Source organism: Marinobacter sp. LQ44, assembly GCF_001447155.2.
Classification (GTDB): domain Bacteria; phylum Pseudomonadota; class Gammaproteobacteria; order Pseudomonadales; family Oleiphilaceae; genus Marinobacter.
This window is the reverse complement of sequence record NZ_CP014754.1, coordinates 452,660-470,740: the sequence shown is the minus strand read 5'-3', so window position 1 is coordinate 470,740 and position 18,081 is coordinate 452,660. Positions and strand designations below refer to the sequence as shown.

Below are 18,081 nucleotides of genomic sequence, written 5' to 3'. Positions count from 1 at the left end.
GGGTTTTGCGTTATGGCACCGGTGTTTTCTACCGCTTTGCTTAACGCAGCGAGGTGTAAAGACTATAATGCCCGGTCAGCCTGATTTCCCGAACCACCTCCGGTGGTGAAACCGGGCGCCTAATAAACAGAAATAAGGAGTTCGTGCTTTGAGTTCTGTAGATTCCCAGCAAAGGGTTTTGTCCGGTATGCGACCGACCGGCAAGCTTCACCTCGGCCACTATCACGGTGTGCTGAAAAACTGGGTGAAACTCCAGCACGAGTATGAGTGCTTCTTCTTCGTGGCAGACTGGCATGCCCTGACCACGCAATACGATGACACCTCCGGAATTCAGCAAAGCGTGTGGGACATGGTTATCGACTGGTTGGCCGCGGGTGTCAACCCGGGGTCGTCGACCATGTTCATTCAGTCTCAGGTGCCTGAGCATGCGGAGCTGCACCTGTTGCTCTCGATGATTACGCCGCTGGGCTGGCTGGAGCGTATTCCCACGTACAAGGATCAGCAGGAAAAGCTGCGGGAGAAAGACCTGGCAACTTACGGGTTTCTCGGTTATCCGTTGCTTCAGACCGCGGATATCCTGATGTATCGGGCCGGCAAGGTACCGGTGGGTGCTGATCAGGTGTCCCATGTGGAAATTACTCGGGAAATCGCTCGCCGTTTCAACCACATCTATGGTCGCGAGCCCGGCTTTGAAGAGCAGGCCGAGGCGGCCATCGTCAAAATGGGCAAGAAAAACGCCAAACTCTACCGCAATCTGAAGAAGCGCTATCAGGAAGAGGGCAACATGGAGGCCCTGGAAACCGCACGGGCACTGTTGAAAGAGCAGCAGAACATTTCCCTGGGCGACCGGGAGCGTTTGTACGGCTATATCGAAGGCGGCGGCAAGGTAATCCTGCCAGAGCCCCAGCCGTTGTTGACCCCGGAATCGAAGATGCCGGGGCTGGATGGCCAGAAGATGTCCAAGTCCTACAACAACTACATCGGCCTGCGCGAAGAGCCAGACAGCGTTTCCCAGAAAATCCGCACCATGCAGACCGACCCGCAGCGCGTGCGCCGGACCGATCCGGGAGATCCTGAAAAATGTCCGGTCTGGAGTATGCATAAAGTGTACTCAGATGCCGAGACCTGTGAGTGGGTACAACAAGGCTGTCGCAGTGCAGGCATTGGTTGTCTGGATTGCAAAAAGCCATTGATTGATGCGGTGATTGAAGAGCAGCGGCCGCTCCACGAGCGGGCTCGGGAATACGAGAAAAATCCGGATGTGGTTCGTTCCATTCTGGAAGAAGGTCGAGAACACGCACGGGATGCCGCCCGCGACACCCTGGAAGAAGTTCGCGCTGCCATGGGACTCAGCTACCGCTGAGTTTCCCCTGTTGCCACTGCCAACGGCTGGAGAGACCATGACGGACGAGACTGACGAGTTGACACGGGCCCCGGCCGAGGCCGGCGAGCAGGTGCCTCTGGCTCTGGTTTCCGGAAAGCCGTTGGTGGATCTTCCCAAGGATCTCTACATTCCTCCTGATGCTCTGGCGGTGTTTCTGGAGGCTTTCGAGGGGCCCCTTGATTTGCTGCTGTATCTGATACGCCGGCAAAACATGAACATCCTTGATATTGATGTGAGTGAAATTACCCGCCAGTACATGGACTACATCGGCGCCGTTGAGGCCATGCGCTTTGAGCTGGCGGCGGAATATCTGGTGATGGCGGCCACGTTGGCAGAGATCAAGTCTCGAATGCTGCTGCCCCGCCATGAAACAGACGACGACGAGGAACTCGACCCAAGGGCCGAGTTGATTCGTCGCCTGCAGCAGTATGAGCGGTTCAAGAAGGCTGCCGAAGATATCGATGAAATGCCGCGTATGGAGCGTGAGATTTTTGCAGCGTCAGCTGCCTTGCCGAAGCTGCCTTCGTCTCAGCCCCACCCGGAAGTGGATATGCGGGAGCTTTTGTTGGCTTTGCATGGCGTTCTGAAACGGGCAGACCTTTTCACCAGTCACCATGTTGAGAAAGAGCGGTTGTCTACCCGCGAGCGAATGTCCCACATTCTCTCGGTGCTCCAGGGCGACCGGTTTGTCACGTTCGAAAGCCTGTTTACCATAGAGGAAGGGCGTCTTGGTGTGGTGGTGACGTTCCTCGCAACGCTTGAACTGGTGAAAGAGCAGCTGATTGAAATTGTACAGGCAGAGGTGCTGGGCCCGATTCACGTGCGTGCCCGGGCTGCCAGCTAGGTGAAGGCCAGATTATGAACGAAGAACATCTTGCGCGTGTTCAGGCGATTGCCGAAGCGGCCCTGCTGGCGGCTGGAAAGCCCCTGTCGCTGGAACAGCTCAGAGAATTGTTTGTGGAAGACGAGCGGCCATCCCGCCAGGTGATGGAGCACGTGCTGGTGCAGCTGGACAAAGCCTGCGAGGGGCGAGGTTTTGAGTTGAAGAAGGTGGCCAGCGGCTACCGCCTACAGGTGAGGGAAGAACTGGCACCCTGGGTTGGTCGCTTGTTCGAGGAAAAACCCCAGCGGTATTCCCGGGCACTGCTCGAAACCCTGGCCCTGATTGCCTATCGGCAGCCAATCACCCGGGGTGAAATTGAAGATATTCGCGGTGTTACGGTAAGCAGCAATATCATTCGTACCCTGCTTGAGCGAGAGTGGGTAAGGGTTGTTGGCCATCGTGACGTGCCGGGTCGCCCTGCAATGTACGCCACCACCCGACAGTTTCTGGATTACTTTAACCTGACAGGGCTGGATGAGTTGCCACCGCTGTCTGAGGTTCGTGATCTCGAGGAAATTGGCCGGGAGATCGAACGAAATATACAGGGGGAGATTCAGTTTGAATCATCCCAAAATGGCAGCAGTGACGACCCCGGACAACCCGGAGACAACCAGACTGCTGAATCGGAACAGACACTTCACTGATGTCAGAAGACATCGGTTAATCGGTAAGGACGTATTACATGGCGGCATCTAGCCCCGGAAAACAAGGCCCTGGAAAGCCAGGTACCAGATCCCGAGCGTCACAGGGCGACAAATCCCTGGGCGCTGGCCCTGAACGTATTCAGAAACTGCTCTCAAGAGCGGGTGTTGGGTCGCGCCGGGAGATTGAGGGGTGGATGGAATCCGGGCGGTTACAGGTTAACGGCCAGCCGGCGGAGCCGGGCCAGAAAGCCACTACGGACGACCGTTTTGAGCTGGATGGAGAGCAGCTGGATGTGTCAGCCGCCGCCCAGGTGGTTCGTAGGGTGCTGATTTACAACAAGCCCGAGGGCGAAGTCACCACCCGGAAAGATCCGGAAGGCAGGCCAACGGTATTTGACCGCTTGCCGCGCCTGAAGGACCAGCGCTGGATTGCCATCGGGCGGTTGGATATCAATACCACCGGCCTGGTGTTGTTCACAACCGACGGCGAGCTTGCCAACCGGTTGATGCACCCGTCTAGCCAGATTGACCGGGAATACGCCGTGCGGGTATTCGGTGAGGTAGACGACGCCATGCAGCAGCGTTTGCTGGAAGGCGTGTTGCTGGATGACGGCATGGCCAAGTTCTCCGACCTGGCTCCCGCTGGCGGCAGCGGCATCAACCAGTGGTTCCACGTGACCCTGATGGAAGGGCGGAACCGAGAAGTCAGGCGCCTGTGGGAGTCCCAGGGAGTTAGGGTCAGCAGGCTCAAGCGGGTGCGCTATGGGCCAATTTTCCTGCCAAGCCGTCTTACCCTGGGCAAATGGGAAGAGCTGGATCAGAAAGGTGTGGATGCCCTGAGTAAGGCTGTCGGGCTGTCTGCGGTGGATATCCCGCAAAAGACCCCCGGTGAGCAGGCGGCTCACGATCGCAGGCGGCGAAAAAGTCCCGGGAAATCCCTGCAGCGTGCCCGTAAGGGGACCTGGCAGGTCAGTGACTCTGCACCCGCCAGGCCCAAGCGCGATGATCGTAAAGCAAGGTCAGGCGCAAAGAAGCCGGCTCGTAACAATCGGGGCGACTAAGCACCCGATTTTCGGTCAGGAAATGCTGGCGAAAACCCGGGTGCAGTTTCGGCCCTGGGCCTTCGCCCGGTAGAGGGCTTCGTCCGCACGGGCCAGCCACTGCTCCTGCGGCTCGTCAACAAGGTGGGTTGCCACACCGCAACTGCCGGTAACCGTCAGCGGCGTCTCACCACCGTCCACTCGAATCGTCTCGATCGCCAGGCGAATACGTTCGGCAACCTCCCTTGCTTCCTGCTCATTGGTGTGTGGTAGTAATACGGCAAACTCTTCCCCGCCAAATCGATACACTGTGTCTGAATTTCGAATGGCTTGTTCCAGCTTCTCTGCGGTTCTGGTCAGGATATGATCCCCAACCACATGGCCGTGGTTATCATTAATCAACTTGAAGTGGTCCAGGTCGCACAGAATCAGGCTCCAGGGTGCGCCGTGCCGGTCGGCCAGGGCGCTTGCCCGCAGCAGCGCTTCGTCAAGGGCTCGTTTGTTGCCGATGCCGGTCAGGGCGTCGGTCAGCGCGGCTTGCTCAATGGCGATGTGCTGACAGGCATTGCGCAGTGGGCAGATGGCTGCCGAGAGCATCATCTCCAGGCCATTAAGTTCTTCGTCGGTAAATTTGTGCCGGCGGTGAAAGGCGAGCGTGCCATAGTAACTACCCTCCAGCGTGAGACGGTATTCGCAGCGATGGGGGCCACCCATGCCGGTTGAAAACACAAAATCCTGTCGGGCAATCCGATGCCGGTAGTTAAGGGCATCAAACGGAATGGTTTGGGCAATCTCCTCTGCGATGATACCCAGTTGGGTTTCCAGTGACAGGGTGGTAGACAGCCGTTTGGACAGCTTAGTGAGAACATCAGGGGACTGATTCCAGTCATGAAACGACTGCTTCAGGGCGGCAAGCCTGGCCGGCTGCGTCTTTGGCTGCTGAATCGAAGTCAGGTTTTTCACAATGGCTCGCTCTGCTTCTGGAATCGGGTATAGTTTCAGAGGTATAAGCACGAACCATGCCACCGGAATTAACATCAATATAAACAGCACGCTATGGTGCTTTATTCATTTCTTTTTGAGGTTTTTCTGATCAGATTGTCCGGAAGCGCCATTTTTCCGGCAGGGCATTGCCGCTGGTGCAAAACCTGCAATCAAAATGTCAGACAAGGGGTGGGGCTGGCCAGAGGCTGTGATAAACTTCTGCGCTTGACCATGTCCTGTCATAACAAGAGAGCATCAGGTTTATGAGATTTCAGGCACCGGAGAGCCTTTCGGAGCAAATCGCGCAGCATATCGGGCAACGGATCATCATTCGTGATCTCAAGCCGGGGGAGCGGATTCAGGAACTGAAGGTGGCCGGCGAGCTGAATGTCAGCCGTGGCTCGGTGCGTGAAGCGCTGCTCATACTCGAGCGCCGCCACCTGGTGGAAATCTTTCCGCGCCGGGGGGCGGTAGTGTCTGACCTGACACCGGGTTCGGTCAACGCCCTTTATGATATCTACATCGATCTGCTATGCATGCTTGGGCGAAAAGTGCTGGAGCGCTGGTCCGGTTCCGAGCTTGGTGGCGTGATGAGCCAGGTCAAGGAGCTACAGGCGGTCATTGATGCTCTCAATTCCAACGCCAGCGATGCCGCAGAACAGGTCATAGACGCCGGCTTCGGCGTCATGCGTTACGCCTACCGATTGGTCGAAAATCCGTTTCTTGAAGAAACCCTTGAGAATTTCAGGCCCGCCATCAGCCGCACCTATTACGTTGCCCTTGAGCATTTCAGAAGCGAGATCGCCGAAACAGGCACTTTCTTCCGGCATCTGGCGGATGCGGCGGTTAAGGGCGATTCGGCTCTCCTGGAGCGGGTTATCAAGGATTTCGGTGAACACCAGAGAGCACAGGTTTTGAGCATTCTCACGGAGGAGAGCGCCTGATATGAGGCTCAAGTCCATCAAACTGGCTGGCTTCAAGTCGTTTGTTGATCCCACGACGGTGCCATTCCCGTCCAATATGACGGCGGTGGTGGGCCCTAACGGTTGTGGTAAATCCAATATCATTGACGCCGTGCGCTGGGTGATGGGTGAGAGTTCCGCCAAGTATCTGCGCGGCGAATCCATGACCGACGTCATCTTCAACGGCTCCAGTGCCCGCAAGCCTGTTGGCCAGGCGTCGATCGAACTGGTGTTCGATAACGGTGATGGCTCCGCGCCCGGTGAATTCGTCAAGTTTAACGAAATTTCGGTCAAGCGCCGGGTGTCACGTGAGGGGCAATCGGAATACTTCCTGAATGGCGCCAAGTGCCGCCGCCGGGACATTACCGATCTGTTTCTCGGCACCGGCCTTGGCCCGCGCAGCTATGCGATTATTGAGCAGGGCATGATTTCCCGGTTGATAGAGGCCAAGCCGGAAGAATTGCGGGTTTATATCGAAGAAGCCGCCGGGATCTCGAAGTATAAGGAGCGGCGGCGCGAGACCGAGAACCGGATCAAGCGGACGCAGGAAAACCTGGAACGGCTCACCGACCTCCGCGAAGAGCTGGGGCGCCAGTTGCAACATCTGGAGCGGCAGGCGGCCGCGGCTGAGAAGTATAAGGCCTACAAGCAGGAAGAACGGCAGAAAAAGGCAGAGCTCACCGTGCTGAGATGGCAGGCGCTGGATAATGACTTACAGTCCTGGCGCGGAAAGATTCGGGACACCGAGCTCGAGTTGGAAAAGCTGCTGACCGAAAGGGTCAATCTGGAAACCTCCCTGGAATCGCTTCGGGAAGATCACCACGAACGCACCGAACATTTCAATCGGGCCCAGGCCCGATACTACGAAGCCGGCGCTGATATTGCCCGGATTGAACAAAGCCTGGAGCACCAGAGGGAGCGAAGCCGTCAGACCGCCGCAGAGCTGGATCAGGCCATGGCTAACCAGCGTGAGCTCGGCCGCGAGCTTGAGCAGGATGAGCAAAAGCTGGCAGGCATTCAGGAAGAACTCGACATGATCGAGCCGGAGCAGGAAGCCCTCGCCATGCGCTCGGAGGAGTCTGGAGAAAAACTCCAACTGGCCGAAGACGCCATGAGTGACTGGCAGCACCGGTGGGAGGAGTTCAGTACCCGCTCATCCGACGCCAGGCGTCAGGCAGAACTCGCCCAGTCCCGAATCCGTTCGCTGGAAGACGCTATTGCCCAGCTGCACAATCGTCATGGCAAATTAATAGACGAACAGGCGTTGCTGGACGAGCAGCTGGACCGGGCAGAGCTCGACGAACTGCTTGAACAGCAGGAAACCCTTCAGTTACAGCGTGAAGAGGCTGCGGAGCGCATTCAGGCGCTGCGGGATGACGTTTACCAGAGCCGCCAGAAGCTGCGGGAATCAGAGCAGGCTGTTGCCGAGCGGCGGCAACAGGTTCAGAGCCTGAAAGCGGCCCTGGACTCCCAAACGGCCTTGCTGGATGAGCAGATGGGTGGTCATGACGATACCCTGCAGGGCTGGTTGCGGGACAACGGTTTGTCGGATGCGCCCAGGGTCGCCGCCGCATTGCGGATTGAAGATGGCTGGGAATTTGCGGTAGAGCAGGTGATTGGCCGGTTCAGCCAGGGGCTTGCATTGCCGGGATTTGACCACCTTGTTGACGCTCTGGACAGCGCGCCAAAAGGCCTTGCGCTGGTGTCTTCGGGCACTGAAGCAAGACCTTCTGGCGGGTTGGCGGCGAAGGTGGATGGCGTGGATGCCATCAGTCATCTGCTTGCCGGTATTGGGACGGCAGACTCGACCCGAGATGCACTGGCCCAGCGGGCCCACTTTGCCGCTGGTGACAGCGTGATTACTCCTGAGGGGGTCTGGGTTGCCCGTGACTGGGTATTGATGCCGGATTCCGAAGCAGGTCAAATCGGCGTGATTGAGCGCCAGAAGAAGGTGAGCGAGCTTGAGGTACAGCTGCAGGAAGCAGAAGAGCGACTTGAACAGGCGGTAGAAGCGCTTGAGTTGCTTCAGGAACAGGGAGAGCGCGCCGAGGCTGCAAGGGAAGCAGCTCAAAGCTGTCTGAGTGACGCTGAGCGAGAACTCGGTGCCCTGTCTTCGAAAGTCAGTGGTCTGAAGGCTCGGGCTGAACAAATTGATGCCCGCCTTGCGCGCATCCGGGATGACATTGAAGATGTGGTCGGAAGCCTGGAACAGCAGAAGGAAGATCTCGAATCCGCCAGGGAAGAATGGAACATGGCGCTGGCTTCCACAGAAGACAGCGATGAAGAGAAAGAGCGCCTGCTGGAACAGCGCGATACCTTGCGGGAGAATCTCGACAGGCTGCGCCAGGAAGCCCGCCACGACCGGGACCATGCCCACCAGTTGCAGTTGCAACTGCAATCTCTGCAAAGCCAGCGCGATGGATTGAAACAGACCATTGAACGCATGCAAATGCAGAAAGAACGGTTGGAAGAGCGCCTGGATATGCTTCGGGAAACCCGAGAGAGCGCAGAGGAGCCACTGGAAGACCTTCAACTTCAGCTCGAGGGGCTTCTGGAGCGCCGGTTGGCGGAGGAGGACAAGCTTTCGGCCGCCAGGGACGCCCTGGAGGACATTGACCGCGAAGTACGGGAGCGGGAGCAGGGCAGAAGCCGCACCGAGCATGTGGTGGGTGAGGTTCGGGCCCGGCTGGAAAAACTCAAGATGGAATCCCAGGCGCTGGAAATCCGGTCAGGTAACCAGATTGAGCAGCTCAAAGAGCTGGATGTAAAGCTCCAGGAAGTGCTGGGCCAGTTACCGGAAGATGCTGATGAGAAAAGCTGGGCCGAAGAGCTGGAGAAGATTGGTAACCGTATCCAGCGGTTGGGGGCGATTAACCTGGCTGCAATTGAGGAATACCAGGTGCAGAGTGAGCGCAAGACCTACCTGGACGAGCAGCATAATGACCTGATGGAAGCCCTCGAAACCCTGGACACCGCCATTCGCAAGATAGACCGTGAAACCCGCCAGCGCTTCAAGGAGACCTTTGATCAGGTTAATGGTGGCCTGCAGGCGTTATTCCCGAAGGTGTTTGGTGGTGGTAACGCCTATCTGGAGCTGACCGGCGAGGACCTGTTGGAAACCGGCGTGGCGATCATGGCGCGCCCGCCTGGTAAGAAAAACAGCACGATCCACCTGCTATCTGGCGGCGAGAAAGCCCTGACCGCAATTGCCCTGGTATTCTCTATTTTCCAGCTCAATCCGGCACCTTTCTGTATGCTGGATGAGGTAGATGCCCCGCTGGACGATGCCAACGTTGGCCGCTACGCCAATATGGTGAAAGAGATGTCCAAACAGGTACAGTTCATCTACATTACCCACAACAAGATTGCCATGGAAATGGCGGACCAGTTGATGGGCGTAACCATGCACGAACCGGGTTGTTCGAGGCTGGTTTCGGTGGATGTCGACGAGGCAGCGGCGCTGGCTGAGGCCTGAGGGTTGGCGAAAAAGCCGTCAACCATGACAATAACGCCATCTCGGCCCGGAGTGCGTTGTATTCATTACGGGCTTTTCTTAGAGTAGCAACGTTCTGAACTGCAAACAGGACAGCAGCACTATGTCACTTAGGGAATGGTTAATTGCCATAGGTACCCTGGTTATTCTTGGAATCGTCATTGACGGTGTACGGCGGATGCGCCGCGCCCGTAAGGAATCCATGGCGATATCCTCTGGAATGGGCGCGGATGATCTGAAGGATTCCCCGCTGGATGACGATTATAACCCCGAACTCCCCAACGGTGGCGCCCGGACAGTATCCAGGGGAACCCTCGAAGCCCGGGGTTACCTGAAGAGAGACACATCCGAAGAGTTTGGCAGTTCGGATGATGAAGACGTGATGCTGGAGTCGGGGTGGGGCGCGACTGACGACAACACCGACGATGGTATCCTGGGCGAGCCAAGGGTAGTGAGCGGCCGCACCGAGCGTTCAGTGGAACCATCGGCGGATGAGGCTCCTGAGGTTGATGAAGACGAGCTCGCCGCAAGCTCTTCAGAACCGGTGGCGCAGCCAGAACCGGAACCGGCACCCGAGCTGGAGCCCGAACCTGTCCCTGCTGCCAAGGCTCGGGCGAACGAACCCCCGGTGGTGACCACGGAGGTAGAGGAAGACACCGCCCGCCGGGAAGCCGCACCAAGCCCACGCAAGAACCAGCCGTTGGCGGGGGCCAATCGCCCGGAAGCCAGAGAAGTGCTGGTGATTAACGTTTTGGCCCGTAACGGAGAACAGTTCCCCGGAACGACCCTGAAAAAGCTGTTCGAGGCCTGCGGCCTTGAACATGGTGACTTGGACATCTACCACCGCCATGAAGGCGCTGACACCACCACACCGGTACAGTTCAGTGTTGCCAACGCGGTGGAGCCGGGAACCTTTCGGCCCCAGGATATGCCGGCTTTGAGTACACCTGGAATCAGCTTCTTCATGAGCCTGCCCGGGCCATCCAATGCCATGCAGGCCTTCGAATTCATGCTCGAAACCGCTCAGTGCGTTGTACGGAACATGGGTGGTGAACTGAAAGACGAGCGCCGCAGCGTCATGACACCACAGACCATTGAACACTGCCGGCAGCGCATCCGTGAATTCGAACGTAAACAGCGTTCCCATCGGGCATAACACTTAATCAGGACATTCGATCCGATGAGCCAGGTTTCTGCCGATATCCAGCAGCGCGTGGAACAGTTGCGCGCCGCCCTGGACGATCATAACTACTATTATTACGTTCTCGATGACCCCAGGATACCCGACGCCGAATACGATCGGCTGTTCCGCGAACTCCAGACACTGGAAGCAGACTACCCGGAGCTGGCTTCAGATAACTCGCCCACCCGGCGGGTTGGCAGTGCTGCGGAAACCAGTTTTGAAGAAGTTACCCATCGGTTGCCCATGTTGTCATTGGATAATGCGTTCAGTGACGACGAGCTCCGTGATTTCGACCGCCGCGTGCGTGACCGTCTGGCAACCGAAGATCCGGTGGAATATGTCTGTGAGCCGAAGCTGGATGGCCTTGCGGTCAGCCTGCACTATGAGCGGGGTGTACTGACTCGGGCGGCCACCCGGGGCGATGGTTATACCGGGGAGGATATCACTGCCAATATCCGTACCATTCCGTCAGTTCCCCTGACCTTACGAGGCGACGACTTCCCGGACCTGGTGGAGGTCCGGGGTGAGGTGTATATGCCCAAGGCCGGGTTTGAGCAACTGAACCGGCGCCTCGCTGAGCAAGGTGAAAAGACCTTTGTAAACCCCAGAAACGCCGCTGCCGGCAGCCTGCGCCAGAAGAAATCAACGGTCACCGCCAAGCGTCCCCTGGAACTTTGTGCCTACAGCATGGCCGTCACTGACGAAAGCCTGCTGCCAGAAACCCACTGGGAAAGCCTGCAGCAGGTTCGAGGCTGGGGGTTCCGCATTAATCCGGAAATGCGTAAGGCCATGGGGGTTGAAGCCTGCCTTGAGGCTTACCAGGAGTTGATGGCCAAGCGCGACACCCTGCCGTACGAAATAGATGGCATCGTGTTCAAGGTGAACCGTCTGGAGTTGCAGCAACAACTGGGTTTTGTGTCGCGGGCGCCCCGGTGGGCGATTGCCCACAAGTTTCCCGCCCAGGAAGAACTGACCGTTATTGAAGATGTGGAGTTCCAGGTGGGCCGGACTGGCGCTGTCACGCCTGTTGCCCGGCTCAAGCCGGTGTTCGTGGGTGGCGTGACCGTTTCCAACGCAACACTCCACAACATGGACGAGATTCGCCGGCTGGATGTGCACATCGGCGACACGGTGTTCATACGCCGCGCTGGCGATGTCATTCCGCAAGTGGTGAAGGTGGTTCCGGAAAAACGCCCCGAAGGCGCAGTTGAAGTGGTTATGCCGAGCCAGTGCCCGGTCTGTGACTCGGACATCGTCCAGATAGAAGGGGAGGCGGTCGCTCGTTGTTCCGGGGGGCTGTACTGCCCCGCTCAGCGCAAGGAAGCTATTCGTCATTACGCTTCCCGCAAGGCCATGGATATCGAAGGTCTGGGTGACCGGCTCATTGAAGTGCTGGTGGATGAAGGCATGGTGAACACCGTGGCGGATCTGTATCGGCTTACCCGGTTCCAGTTGGCCAGCCTGGATAGGATGGGCGATAAATCCGCTGCTAATCTGGTTGCCGCGATTGATCGCGCCCGCCATCCGGTGTTGTGGCGTTTTCTGTACGCTCTGGGTATCCGGGAAGTCGGGGAGGCTACGGCGAAGTCGCTTGCCTCACATTTCGGTACCCTGGAAGCCGTGTCCGAGGCGGACGATGAGGCCCTACAGGCAGTCCCAGACGTGGGGCCTATCGTGGCGGGCCATATCCATAGTTTCTTCGACCAGCCCCACAACCAGGAAACCCTGCAGGCTTTGAGAGACGCAGGGGTAAGCTGGCAGGAAGAGCAGGTGGTCCCTGCCGAGGCCAAACCCCTTGCCGGGGAAACCTGGGTGCTGACCGGCACTCTGTCACAAATGACAAGGGACCAGGCGAAGGAAAAACTGGAAAAGCTGGGGGCCAAAGTGGCCGGCAGTGTTTCGAAGAAAACCGCTTGTGTGGTGGCCGGCGAGGCCGCTGGCTCCAAACTGGCCAAGGCGGAACAACTGGGAGTGCCTGTGCTGGATGAAGATGGGCTTCTCGCTCTGTTGAAGGAGCATGGCATAGAAGGCTGATGCGGCCCGGCCGGTGAATCTGAGAACTCGCGCAGATCCGGCAGCGTACAAATTGGCTAACATGGCGTTGATCTGTAACGGTGTGTAAATGGGGTGCTTTACGCCCCCTGGCACCGCCATAACAACAACGTCATGAAACGGATTTTTGCATGCGCGCCGATCTGCTCCCCCGCACCTTCTGCTCTGGCCGTCTCCTTGGCCTGGCCCTGATTGCACTGGTGTCTGCCGGCTGTAAAACCGAAAAAGACCCCGACCAGCCCACGCTGCTGGGTGCGCCGCCCACCACGGCTTACCTGGGGGTTGAGTATTATTACAACTGGGGAGCTTATGGCGGTGAGAGCATACTGGATTACTCGCTGACCAACGCTCCGTCCTGGCTGGCGCTGGAGGATACCAGCAACAAAGCCCGCCAGGGCATCATCATGCGCGGCGTTCCTGGTCTTTCCGGGGGCGCGAGAGGTGAGGCCGATCTGGGCAGAAACGACAACATCGACATCGTCACCACCGATGGCCGCATGGCCGGGTTCCAGCCATTCGATGTTGAAGTCAAACGGAATGTAGTGTCGCTGGAGGCGCCGTCGTTCACCGAGGGCGAAAGCCCGGACATTTCCGACAGCTCCCGAACCCGTTGTGAGCTGCCCGCCCTGGATGTGGTCGGCGAGCATGACTATGAGATTGACCTGTACAACGACGATGGCTCGTTTAAGGAGTCCAAGGCAGTCACTTCTCCAACCAATCGCGTGTTTGCAAAGGTTCTTTTGGACCAACCCTCCGTGACAAGGGTTTCCATCGCGTTCGAGCTGCGCTCGGAATTCGATGAGAATAACTGTGACGACGAGCAGAGTCCGCCGCACCAGCGGTGCGAATACAGCAGTGACAACCTCGGCCGTGCCATTATCGGTAACGACATTGTTGCGCAGGGCAGCAACAGCGCGTTCCCGGTGGATGAACAGGGCGAGGAGCTGACGTACATCGAGTACTACGAGAACGACGCCGGCATCAAGGATCGGGGGCTGATTACCCTCGAGCCAGGTATCACTGAGTGCTACATTCCATTGGAAGTCATTGACGACACCATCCCTGAGCCTTCCGAACTGGCGCAGCTTCATTTAACCGAGGTGCGCACGGGCATTGCCGCTCTGGGTGCCTCGGATAACGGGGTGCGAGCCAACCTGACCATTCGTGACAATGAACCGACGGTCGCCATTGAAACGCTCAACGGTGGCCCGCGAGACACACTGAACACCGGTACTACCGGTCAATATCGTGCCACGCTGTCCGGTGACCGGGAAGACGTCATCAAGGTGCGTTTAACGCACGCCCAAGGCTCTACGGCACGGCTGGGCACCGAGTTCGTTATTGAACAGGAGGGCGTGGAAAACGATACGTTAAGCTTCCCCGTTGGCCAGAATGAATTGCTTTTCGAGGTTCGCGCCAGTGGCAGCTATGCTGCGCCGGATGACCTGCACGACCGGTTTTCGAACCTGGCGGTTGATAGCCGGTTCCAGGCGGGCCGGGAAGGGTATGCCAGAGGTGCCAGCGATAATCTGTTGAGACTCAGCTTCAATCGCCTGACAGAGTCCATTGTCTGGAATGACGGGTTTGTCGCGACGGACTTTACCATTGGTCATGGCGGCCGCTACTTTGTGGCCGGGACTCACAACGGTCAGGTGCAGGTGCGGATTTATGATCAGACTGGCGCCTTGCTTGGCGACCCCGTGGTTGTTGCGGATCTTGCAGATGCTTCAGCTCGCCCCGAGGTCTATGTGGATGTGGCGGAGCGCCGGGTGACTGAGGACACCGTCCGGGTAACCCGATATGAAATGGCCGTCGCATTCACTACTGATGAGCTGATCGGATCAGGCGATGCCGGGGCCGGTGATAACGTGATTGTGGGTGTTTATCGACTGAGCGAGGGCGAGTACCAGCTGCGCTGGGACGACCTGTTCCGGGTGGGCACCGCCGGACATGACCGTGTTCGATGGATTGGGCTCAACCCTGGCAGTGGTTATGTTGCGATCGCTGGTGAAACCGACGGTGTATGGGATGGAGAGTCGTCGGCCGGCGGTATCGACGCATTCCTTACACGAATCGATACCATACCCGATGGCGATGTACTGGTGCCAACGGTCGCCTGGGCGCGCCAGGTGGGCTCTGGGGGGGATGACAATGTGGTCGGCGGCAGTGTGGCCGCTCTCAGCCCCCTGCTGTTTGGCTTTGCGCCATCATCGATCGACGGCACGGCGGTTACCGGTCCCTTCTTCTTCAGTGGCAGCGCCACAGGAACGGTGGCGGTTTACCAGGTTGGAGAAGAGTCTGCGGAGATACTTCGGCACGGGTTTTATGGTGATGGCAGTGCCTGGCTGATTGGTGACGGCCCCTTTGAGTATCGGGTGGAAGTCAACGACGACGATGCTGACGAACTTATTCGCACACGTGTCAACAGCCAGGCCGGGTTCGCCCTCGGTTACAGTACCTCGGGTGCCATTGGTACGGCGTTGTCGGCCAATGATGAGAATGACACTGCCATCGTGGAGCTGAGCCAGGGCCTGCTGTTTAACGGCGATATGGTCGTTGCTGGCTCCACTGATGGGATCTTCGCGGAAGCGTCGGCGAATCCCTCCACTCGGCATGCCATCCTGGCAAGGCTGAATCGTGGTGAGGAAGAGGCGGCTTATCGGAGCTGGCGCCTACAGCCTGAGGAAGAGGGCTTGAGCGTGTTAAGGCTGAAAAATTACCGGGATGATGAAATTACCGCATTGGTAGACCTGGGGGGTGAACGGACAATTCGCCTGTTTGGGCCAGAGGGTGGGGGATTGACCTCCGAGGGCCCGTAAAGGTTCAGGTGCGAGCCCTCAAACGGACCCTTGGTGGCGGCTAGCGTTGGCATACAGCTTCAGATAGTCGGTGCTGGTCACAATGCCCGATGGTTGACCTTTTGCGTCAACAACCAGTGCAGCATTCAATTGATGGGCGAGCATAAGCCGTGCGAGCTGGTGGGCATCGGTTTCCGGAGAGGCGGTCAGGAAAGCTGGCAGTTCAATCTGAGCCAGGCTCTGGTTTACCGCTTGCGGTGGGTTGTCGTGGAGCCAGGATAACAGCCAGCGCAGGTCGATCAGGCCAGCAACATTGTGGTCGGCCAGGATAACCAGGTGGTGTACATTGTTATCTTCCATACAGGACATGGCCTCACCCATGGAAGCCGTGGCGGGCACTGAGTACAGCGCTGGTGAGCAGATTGCCGAAACAGGCAGATACACGCGCTCCTCGCGCCGTTCTCCGGCTGCTGCCGTGCCATACTCCTGGAGCGCACGGTGCCTGCCGCTGTTGGCGGCCTGCTGAAATTCCGCGTCTGTGGCCTCGCTGTGGCCCGGTGAGATAGCGCCAGACTCTGTCAGCTCGGTGACATCACCAACGCGACGACTTCGCAAGGCTTCCGGTAATCGGGTTCCGATTGGGCGGCCCGGCTCACTGACGAAAATAGACATTTGCTCACTCTCCCATCTGACTGCTGCAACATCCCAATGCAGAGCAGCTCTTTTTATGGTAACGGCAGAATGTCATAAAACTGTAGGCCACCTTCATTACGCCTGAGTAAGTGTCAGGCTCGGTATAGCCGCCCGGTTTCCAGTCTCTTCGCCAGTGGTGCAGGCAGGCACCGGGGTTCGCCGCTGATAACATCTGCCAGGTATTCTGCCAGCAAGGGGGCCCAGGCGAGCCCTTTGCTACCCAGGCCGGTGAGCAGATACAGACCGTTCAGTTTGTTCCCCTCGGTATCCAGCATGGTGCCGGCGACCGGCTGGTAATCGTGGGTGGTGCAGCGAAAGGCCACTCTCCCTTGCAGCTGATCCGGATCGGGCAGCAACCCTTTAACGACAGATGGCAGTGAGCGTTGCAGCTCATCGAGGTTTTCCTGATGGCCGGCGCGGGTAGGGTGCCGGGTGCCGTCCTTCAAGTCGAACGTCGCGCCAGTAACCGCACGGCCGCCGTGAACCGGATTGACATACTTGGTTCCGCAGATTACGGCTTGAGGCAGGTTGAAGTCTGCCTCCGGTAGTTCAGTAACCTGACCTCGGATCGCTTTCAAACGGAGCTGCCCGCCTACGGGCACCAGGGCGGGGCTTTCGTGACCTCCGGCAATGACCACAGCGTCTGCGCGGCTGTCTTCGCCAGAGTGATTTCGGATACACCATTGGTTGTTACATGGCAGAAGGTTGGCGACCTGATAACTGAATCGTGTTTCAATCAGCGGGTGCTCCACCAGATGTTCGCAGGCCTTTGCAGGCTCAAGCCACCCAGAGCCAGGAAACCAGAGACCGCCAGTATTGACGGAAATGCCTGCCAGTTTGCTCGCACGGCTTGCATCCACGGGTTCCAGAAGGTCATCCGGGTAATCATTGCGCTCACAGAACCGCCGTTGGCGATCGGCTTCATGATCGCCGGTTGCCAGTTGCAGCAGCCCTGTGGGGTGCCAGAAGCAGTTTTGCCATGGCCGATAAAAGCGTTGGCTGAAACTCAGGGCAGTGGCAGCAAGCTCAGTCTGTGCGTTGTACTCAACGCCGAGTTTTACGTAGAGCGCACCCTGGGGATTGCCCGATGCCGCAGAACCGGCGCGGGGCGCCTGGTCCAGCAGCAGCACCTGAACGCCGCGTTCCGCCAGGTTACGGGCGAGCAGGGCGCCGGCAATCCCTGCACCGATAACGGCAACCGTGCCAGTTCTCGTCTTCTGGCCAGGCGCCGTCTCCGGCGGGTAAACTCCTGCAAGCATTTCCCGCTTGCGGCCAAAGCCGGGGACTTTTGCGATCTCGAAGCCGGCCTCTGCAAGGCTGCGCCGCACACGGCCAACGGCGGTAAACGTGGCCAGGGTCGTTCCGGGCTTGCTGTGGCGGGTGATCAGACCAATGGCTTCATCCAGCCACATGTCCGGGTTTAACGACGGGGCGAAGCCGTCAAGGAACCAGGCATCGGCTGTAAAAGTGAGATCCTTCCAGGCGTCCAGGACATCTCCAAAATACAGGGTAAGCCGAACCCGACCTCCGGCCAGCACCAGCCGATGAGTGCCCTTGATCAGTGGAGGGTACTGTTCGATAAGCTCCGCTGCCAGGGGGGTTAGCTCGGGCCAGTACGACAGGGCCTTTTCGAGGCCCTGACGGCGCAGGGGAAATCGCTCTACCGACACAAAGTGCAGAATGGCGCTGTCATCGGCCGAGCGCCACTTTAACCATTCCGCCCAGGCGGCGAGAAAATTCAGGCCCGTGCCAAAACCGGTTTCAGCAATCACAAAGTGGCCGGCGTCTGGCACCTGCTGGAACCGCTCCGGCAACTGGTTATGCCCGATAAAAACATACCGGGTTTCTGCCAGGCCGTTGTCCCTGCTGAAATATACGTCTCCAAACCGGGTGGATTCGGGCACGCCGTCGCGCCAGACAAGTTCTGCCGGCTCCATGGCCGGCGGCAGGCCGGGGGAATGCATG

Annotated in this window: 12 protein-coding genes; 9 read left to right on the top strand and 3 right to left on the bottom strand. The window is 58.3% G+C overall.

The genetic code is table 11. The annotated features are described in order from the left end of the window. The first annotated feature begins 148 nt into the window (after nt 1–148). Genes ASQ50_RS02210 through rluB form a run of 4 tightly spaced genes read left to right on the top strand, consistent with a single transcriptional unit; the run spans nt 149 to nt 3,972 of the window. On the top strand, nt 149–1,363 hold the full coding sequence (locus ASQ50_RS02210; protein ID WP_076657123.1) for a tryptophan--tRNA ligase: 1,215 nt from the start codon (nt 149–151) through the stop codon (nt 1,361–1,363). A gap of 37 nt (nt 1,364–1,400) precedes the next feature. Further along, nucleotides 1,401–2,228 carry a segregation and condensation protein A gene (locus ASQ50_RS02205; RefSeq protein ID WP_058091176.1) on the top strand — a complete coding sequence of 276 codons (828 nt, stop codon included), beginning with the start codon at nt 1,401–1,403 and terminating at the stop codon, nt 2,226–2,228. Between the two features lie 14 nt (nt 2,229–2,242). Continuing rightward, nucleotides 2,243–2,911, top strand: a complete 669-nt coding sequence (gene scpB, locus ASQ50_RS02200) for an SMC-Scp complex subunit ScpB (protein WP_058091175.1) — start codon at nt 2,243–2,245, stop codon at nt 2,909–2,911. A gap of 38 nt (nt 2,912–2,949) precedes the next feature. Next, complete coding sequence (rluB, locus tag ASQ50_RS02195; protein ID WP_058091174.1) at nt 2,950–3,972, top strand: 23S rRNA pseudouridine(2605) synthase RluB; 1,023 nt, start codon at nt 2,950–2,952, stop codon at nt 3,970–3,972. A 15-nt stretch (nt 3,973–3,987) separates the two neighbouring features. Here the strand turns inward: rluB and ASQ50_RS02190 are convergent, their stop codons facing one another. Next, nucleotides 3,988–4,914, bottom strand: coding sequence for a GGDEF domain-containing protein (locus tag ASQ50_RS02190; RefSeq protein ID WP_058091196.1), 927 nt, complete (start codon nt 4,912–4,914; stop codon nt 3,988–3,990). Nucleotides 4,915–5,198: 284 nt separating this feature from the next. Here ASQ50_RS02190 and ASQ50_RS02185 point away from each other — a divergent pair, with 284 nt between their 5' ends. The 5 genes from ASQ50_RS02185 (at nt 5,199) to ASQ50_RS02165 (ending at nt 15,444) form a co-directional block, all read left to right on the top strand. Next, the gene (locus ASQ50_RS02185; protein WP_058091173.1) at nt 5,199–5,879 is read left to right on the top strand and encodes a GntR family transcriptional regulator; all 681 of its coding nucleotides are present in this window, start codon (nt 5,199–5,201) and stop codon (nt 5,877–5,879) included. 1 nt (nt 5,880) lies between these two features. Then, complete coding sequence (gene smc / locus ASQ50_RS02180) at nt 5,881–9,372, top strand: chromosome segregation protein SMC (protein WP_058091172.1); 3,492 nt, start codon at nt 5,881–5,883, stop codon at nt 9,370–9,372. Nucleotides 9,373–9,493: 121 nt separating this feature from the next. Further along, nucleotides 9,494–10,546, top strand: coding sequence for a cell division protein ZipA (gene zipA, locus ASQ50_RS02175; protein ID WP_058091171.1), 1,053 nt, complete (start codon nt 9,494–9,496; stop codon nt 10,544–10,546). Nucleotides 10,547–10,570: 24 nt separating this feature from the next. Beyond that, nucleotides 10,571–12,607: an NAD-dependent DNA ligase LigA gene (gene ligA, locus ASQ50_RS02170; RefSeq protein ID WP_058091170.1), complete on the top strand. Its 2,037-nt coding sequence runs from the start codon at nt 10,571–10,573 to the stop codon at nt 12,605–12,607. A 149-nt stretch (nt 12,608–12,756) separates the two neighbouring features. Then, nucleotides 12,757–15,444, top strand: coding sequence for a hypothetical protein (locus ASQ50_RS02165; RefSeq protein ID WP_058091169.1), 2,688 nt, complete (start codon nt 12,757–12,759; stop codon nt 15,442–15,444). A gap of 18 nt (nt 15,445–15,462) precedes the next feature. On the opposite strand, the gene ASQ50_RS02160 is transcribed toward ASQ50_RS02165, so the two are convergent. Continuing rightward, nucleotides 15,463–16,095 carry a CBS domain-containing protein gene (locus tag ASQ50_RS02160; RefSeq protein ID WP_058091168.1) on the bottom strand — a complete coding sequence of 211 codons (633 nt, stop codon included), beginning with the start codon at nt 16,093–16,095 and terminating at the stop codon, nt 15,463–15,465. A 113-nt stretch (nt 16,096–16,208) separates the two neighbouring features. After that, entirely contained in the window at nt 16,209–18,080 is a 1,872-nt protein-coding gene (gene mnmC / locus ASQ50_RS02155; protein ID WP_058091167.1) for a bifunctional tRNA (5-methylaminomethyl-2-thiouridine)(34)-methyltransferase MnmD/FAD-dependent 5-carboxymethylaminomethyl-2-thiouridine(34) oxidoreductase MnmC, read from the bottom strand. Between the last annotated feature and the right edge of the window lies 1 nt (nt 18,081).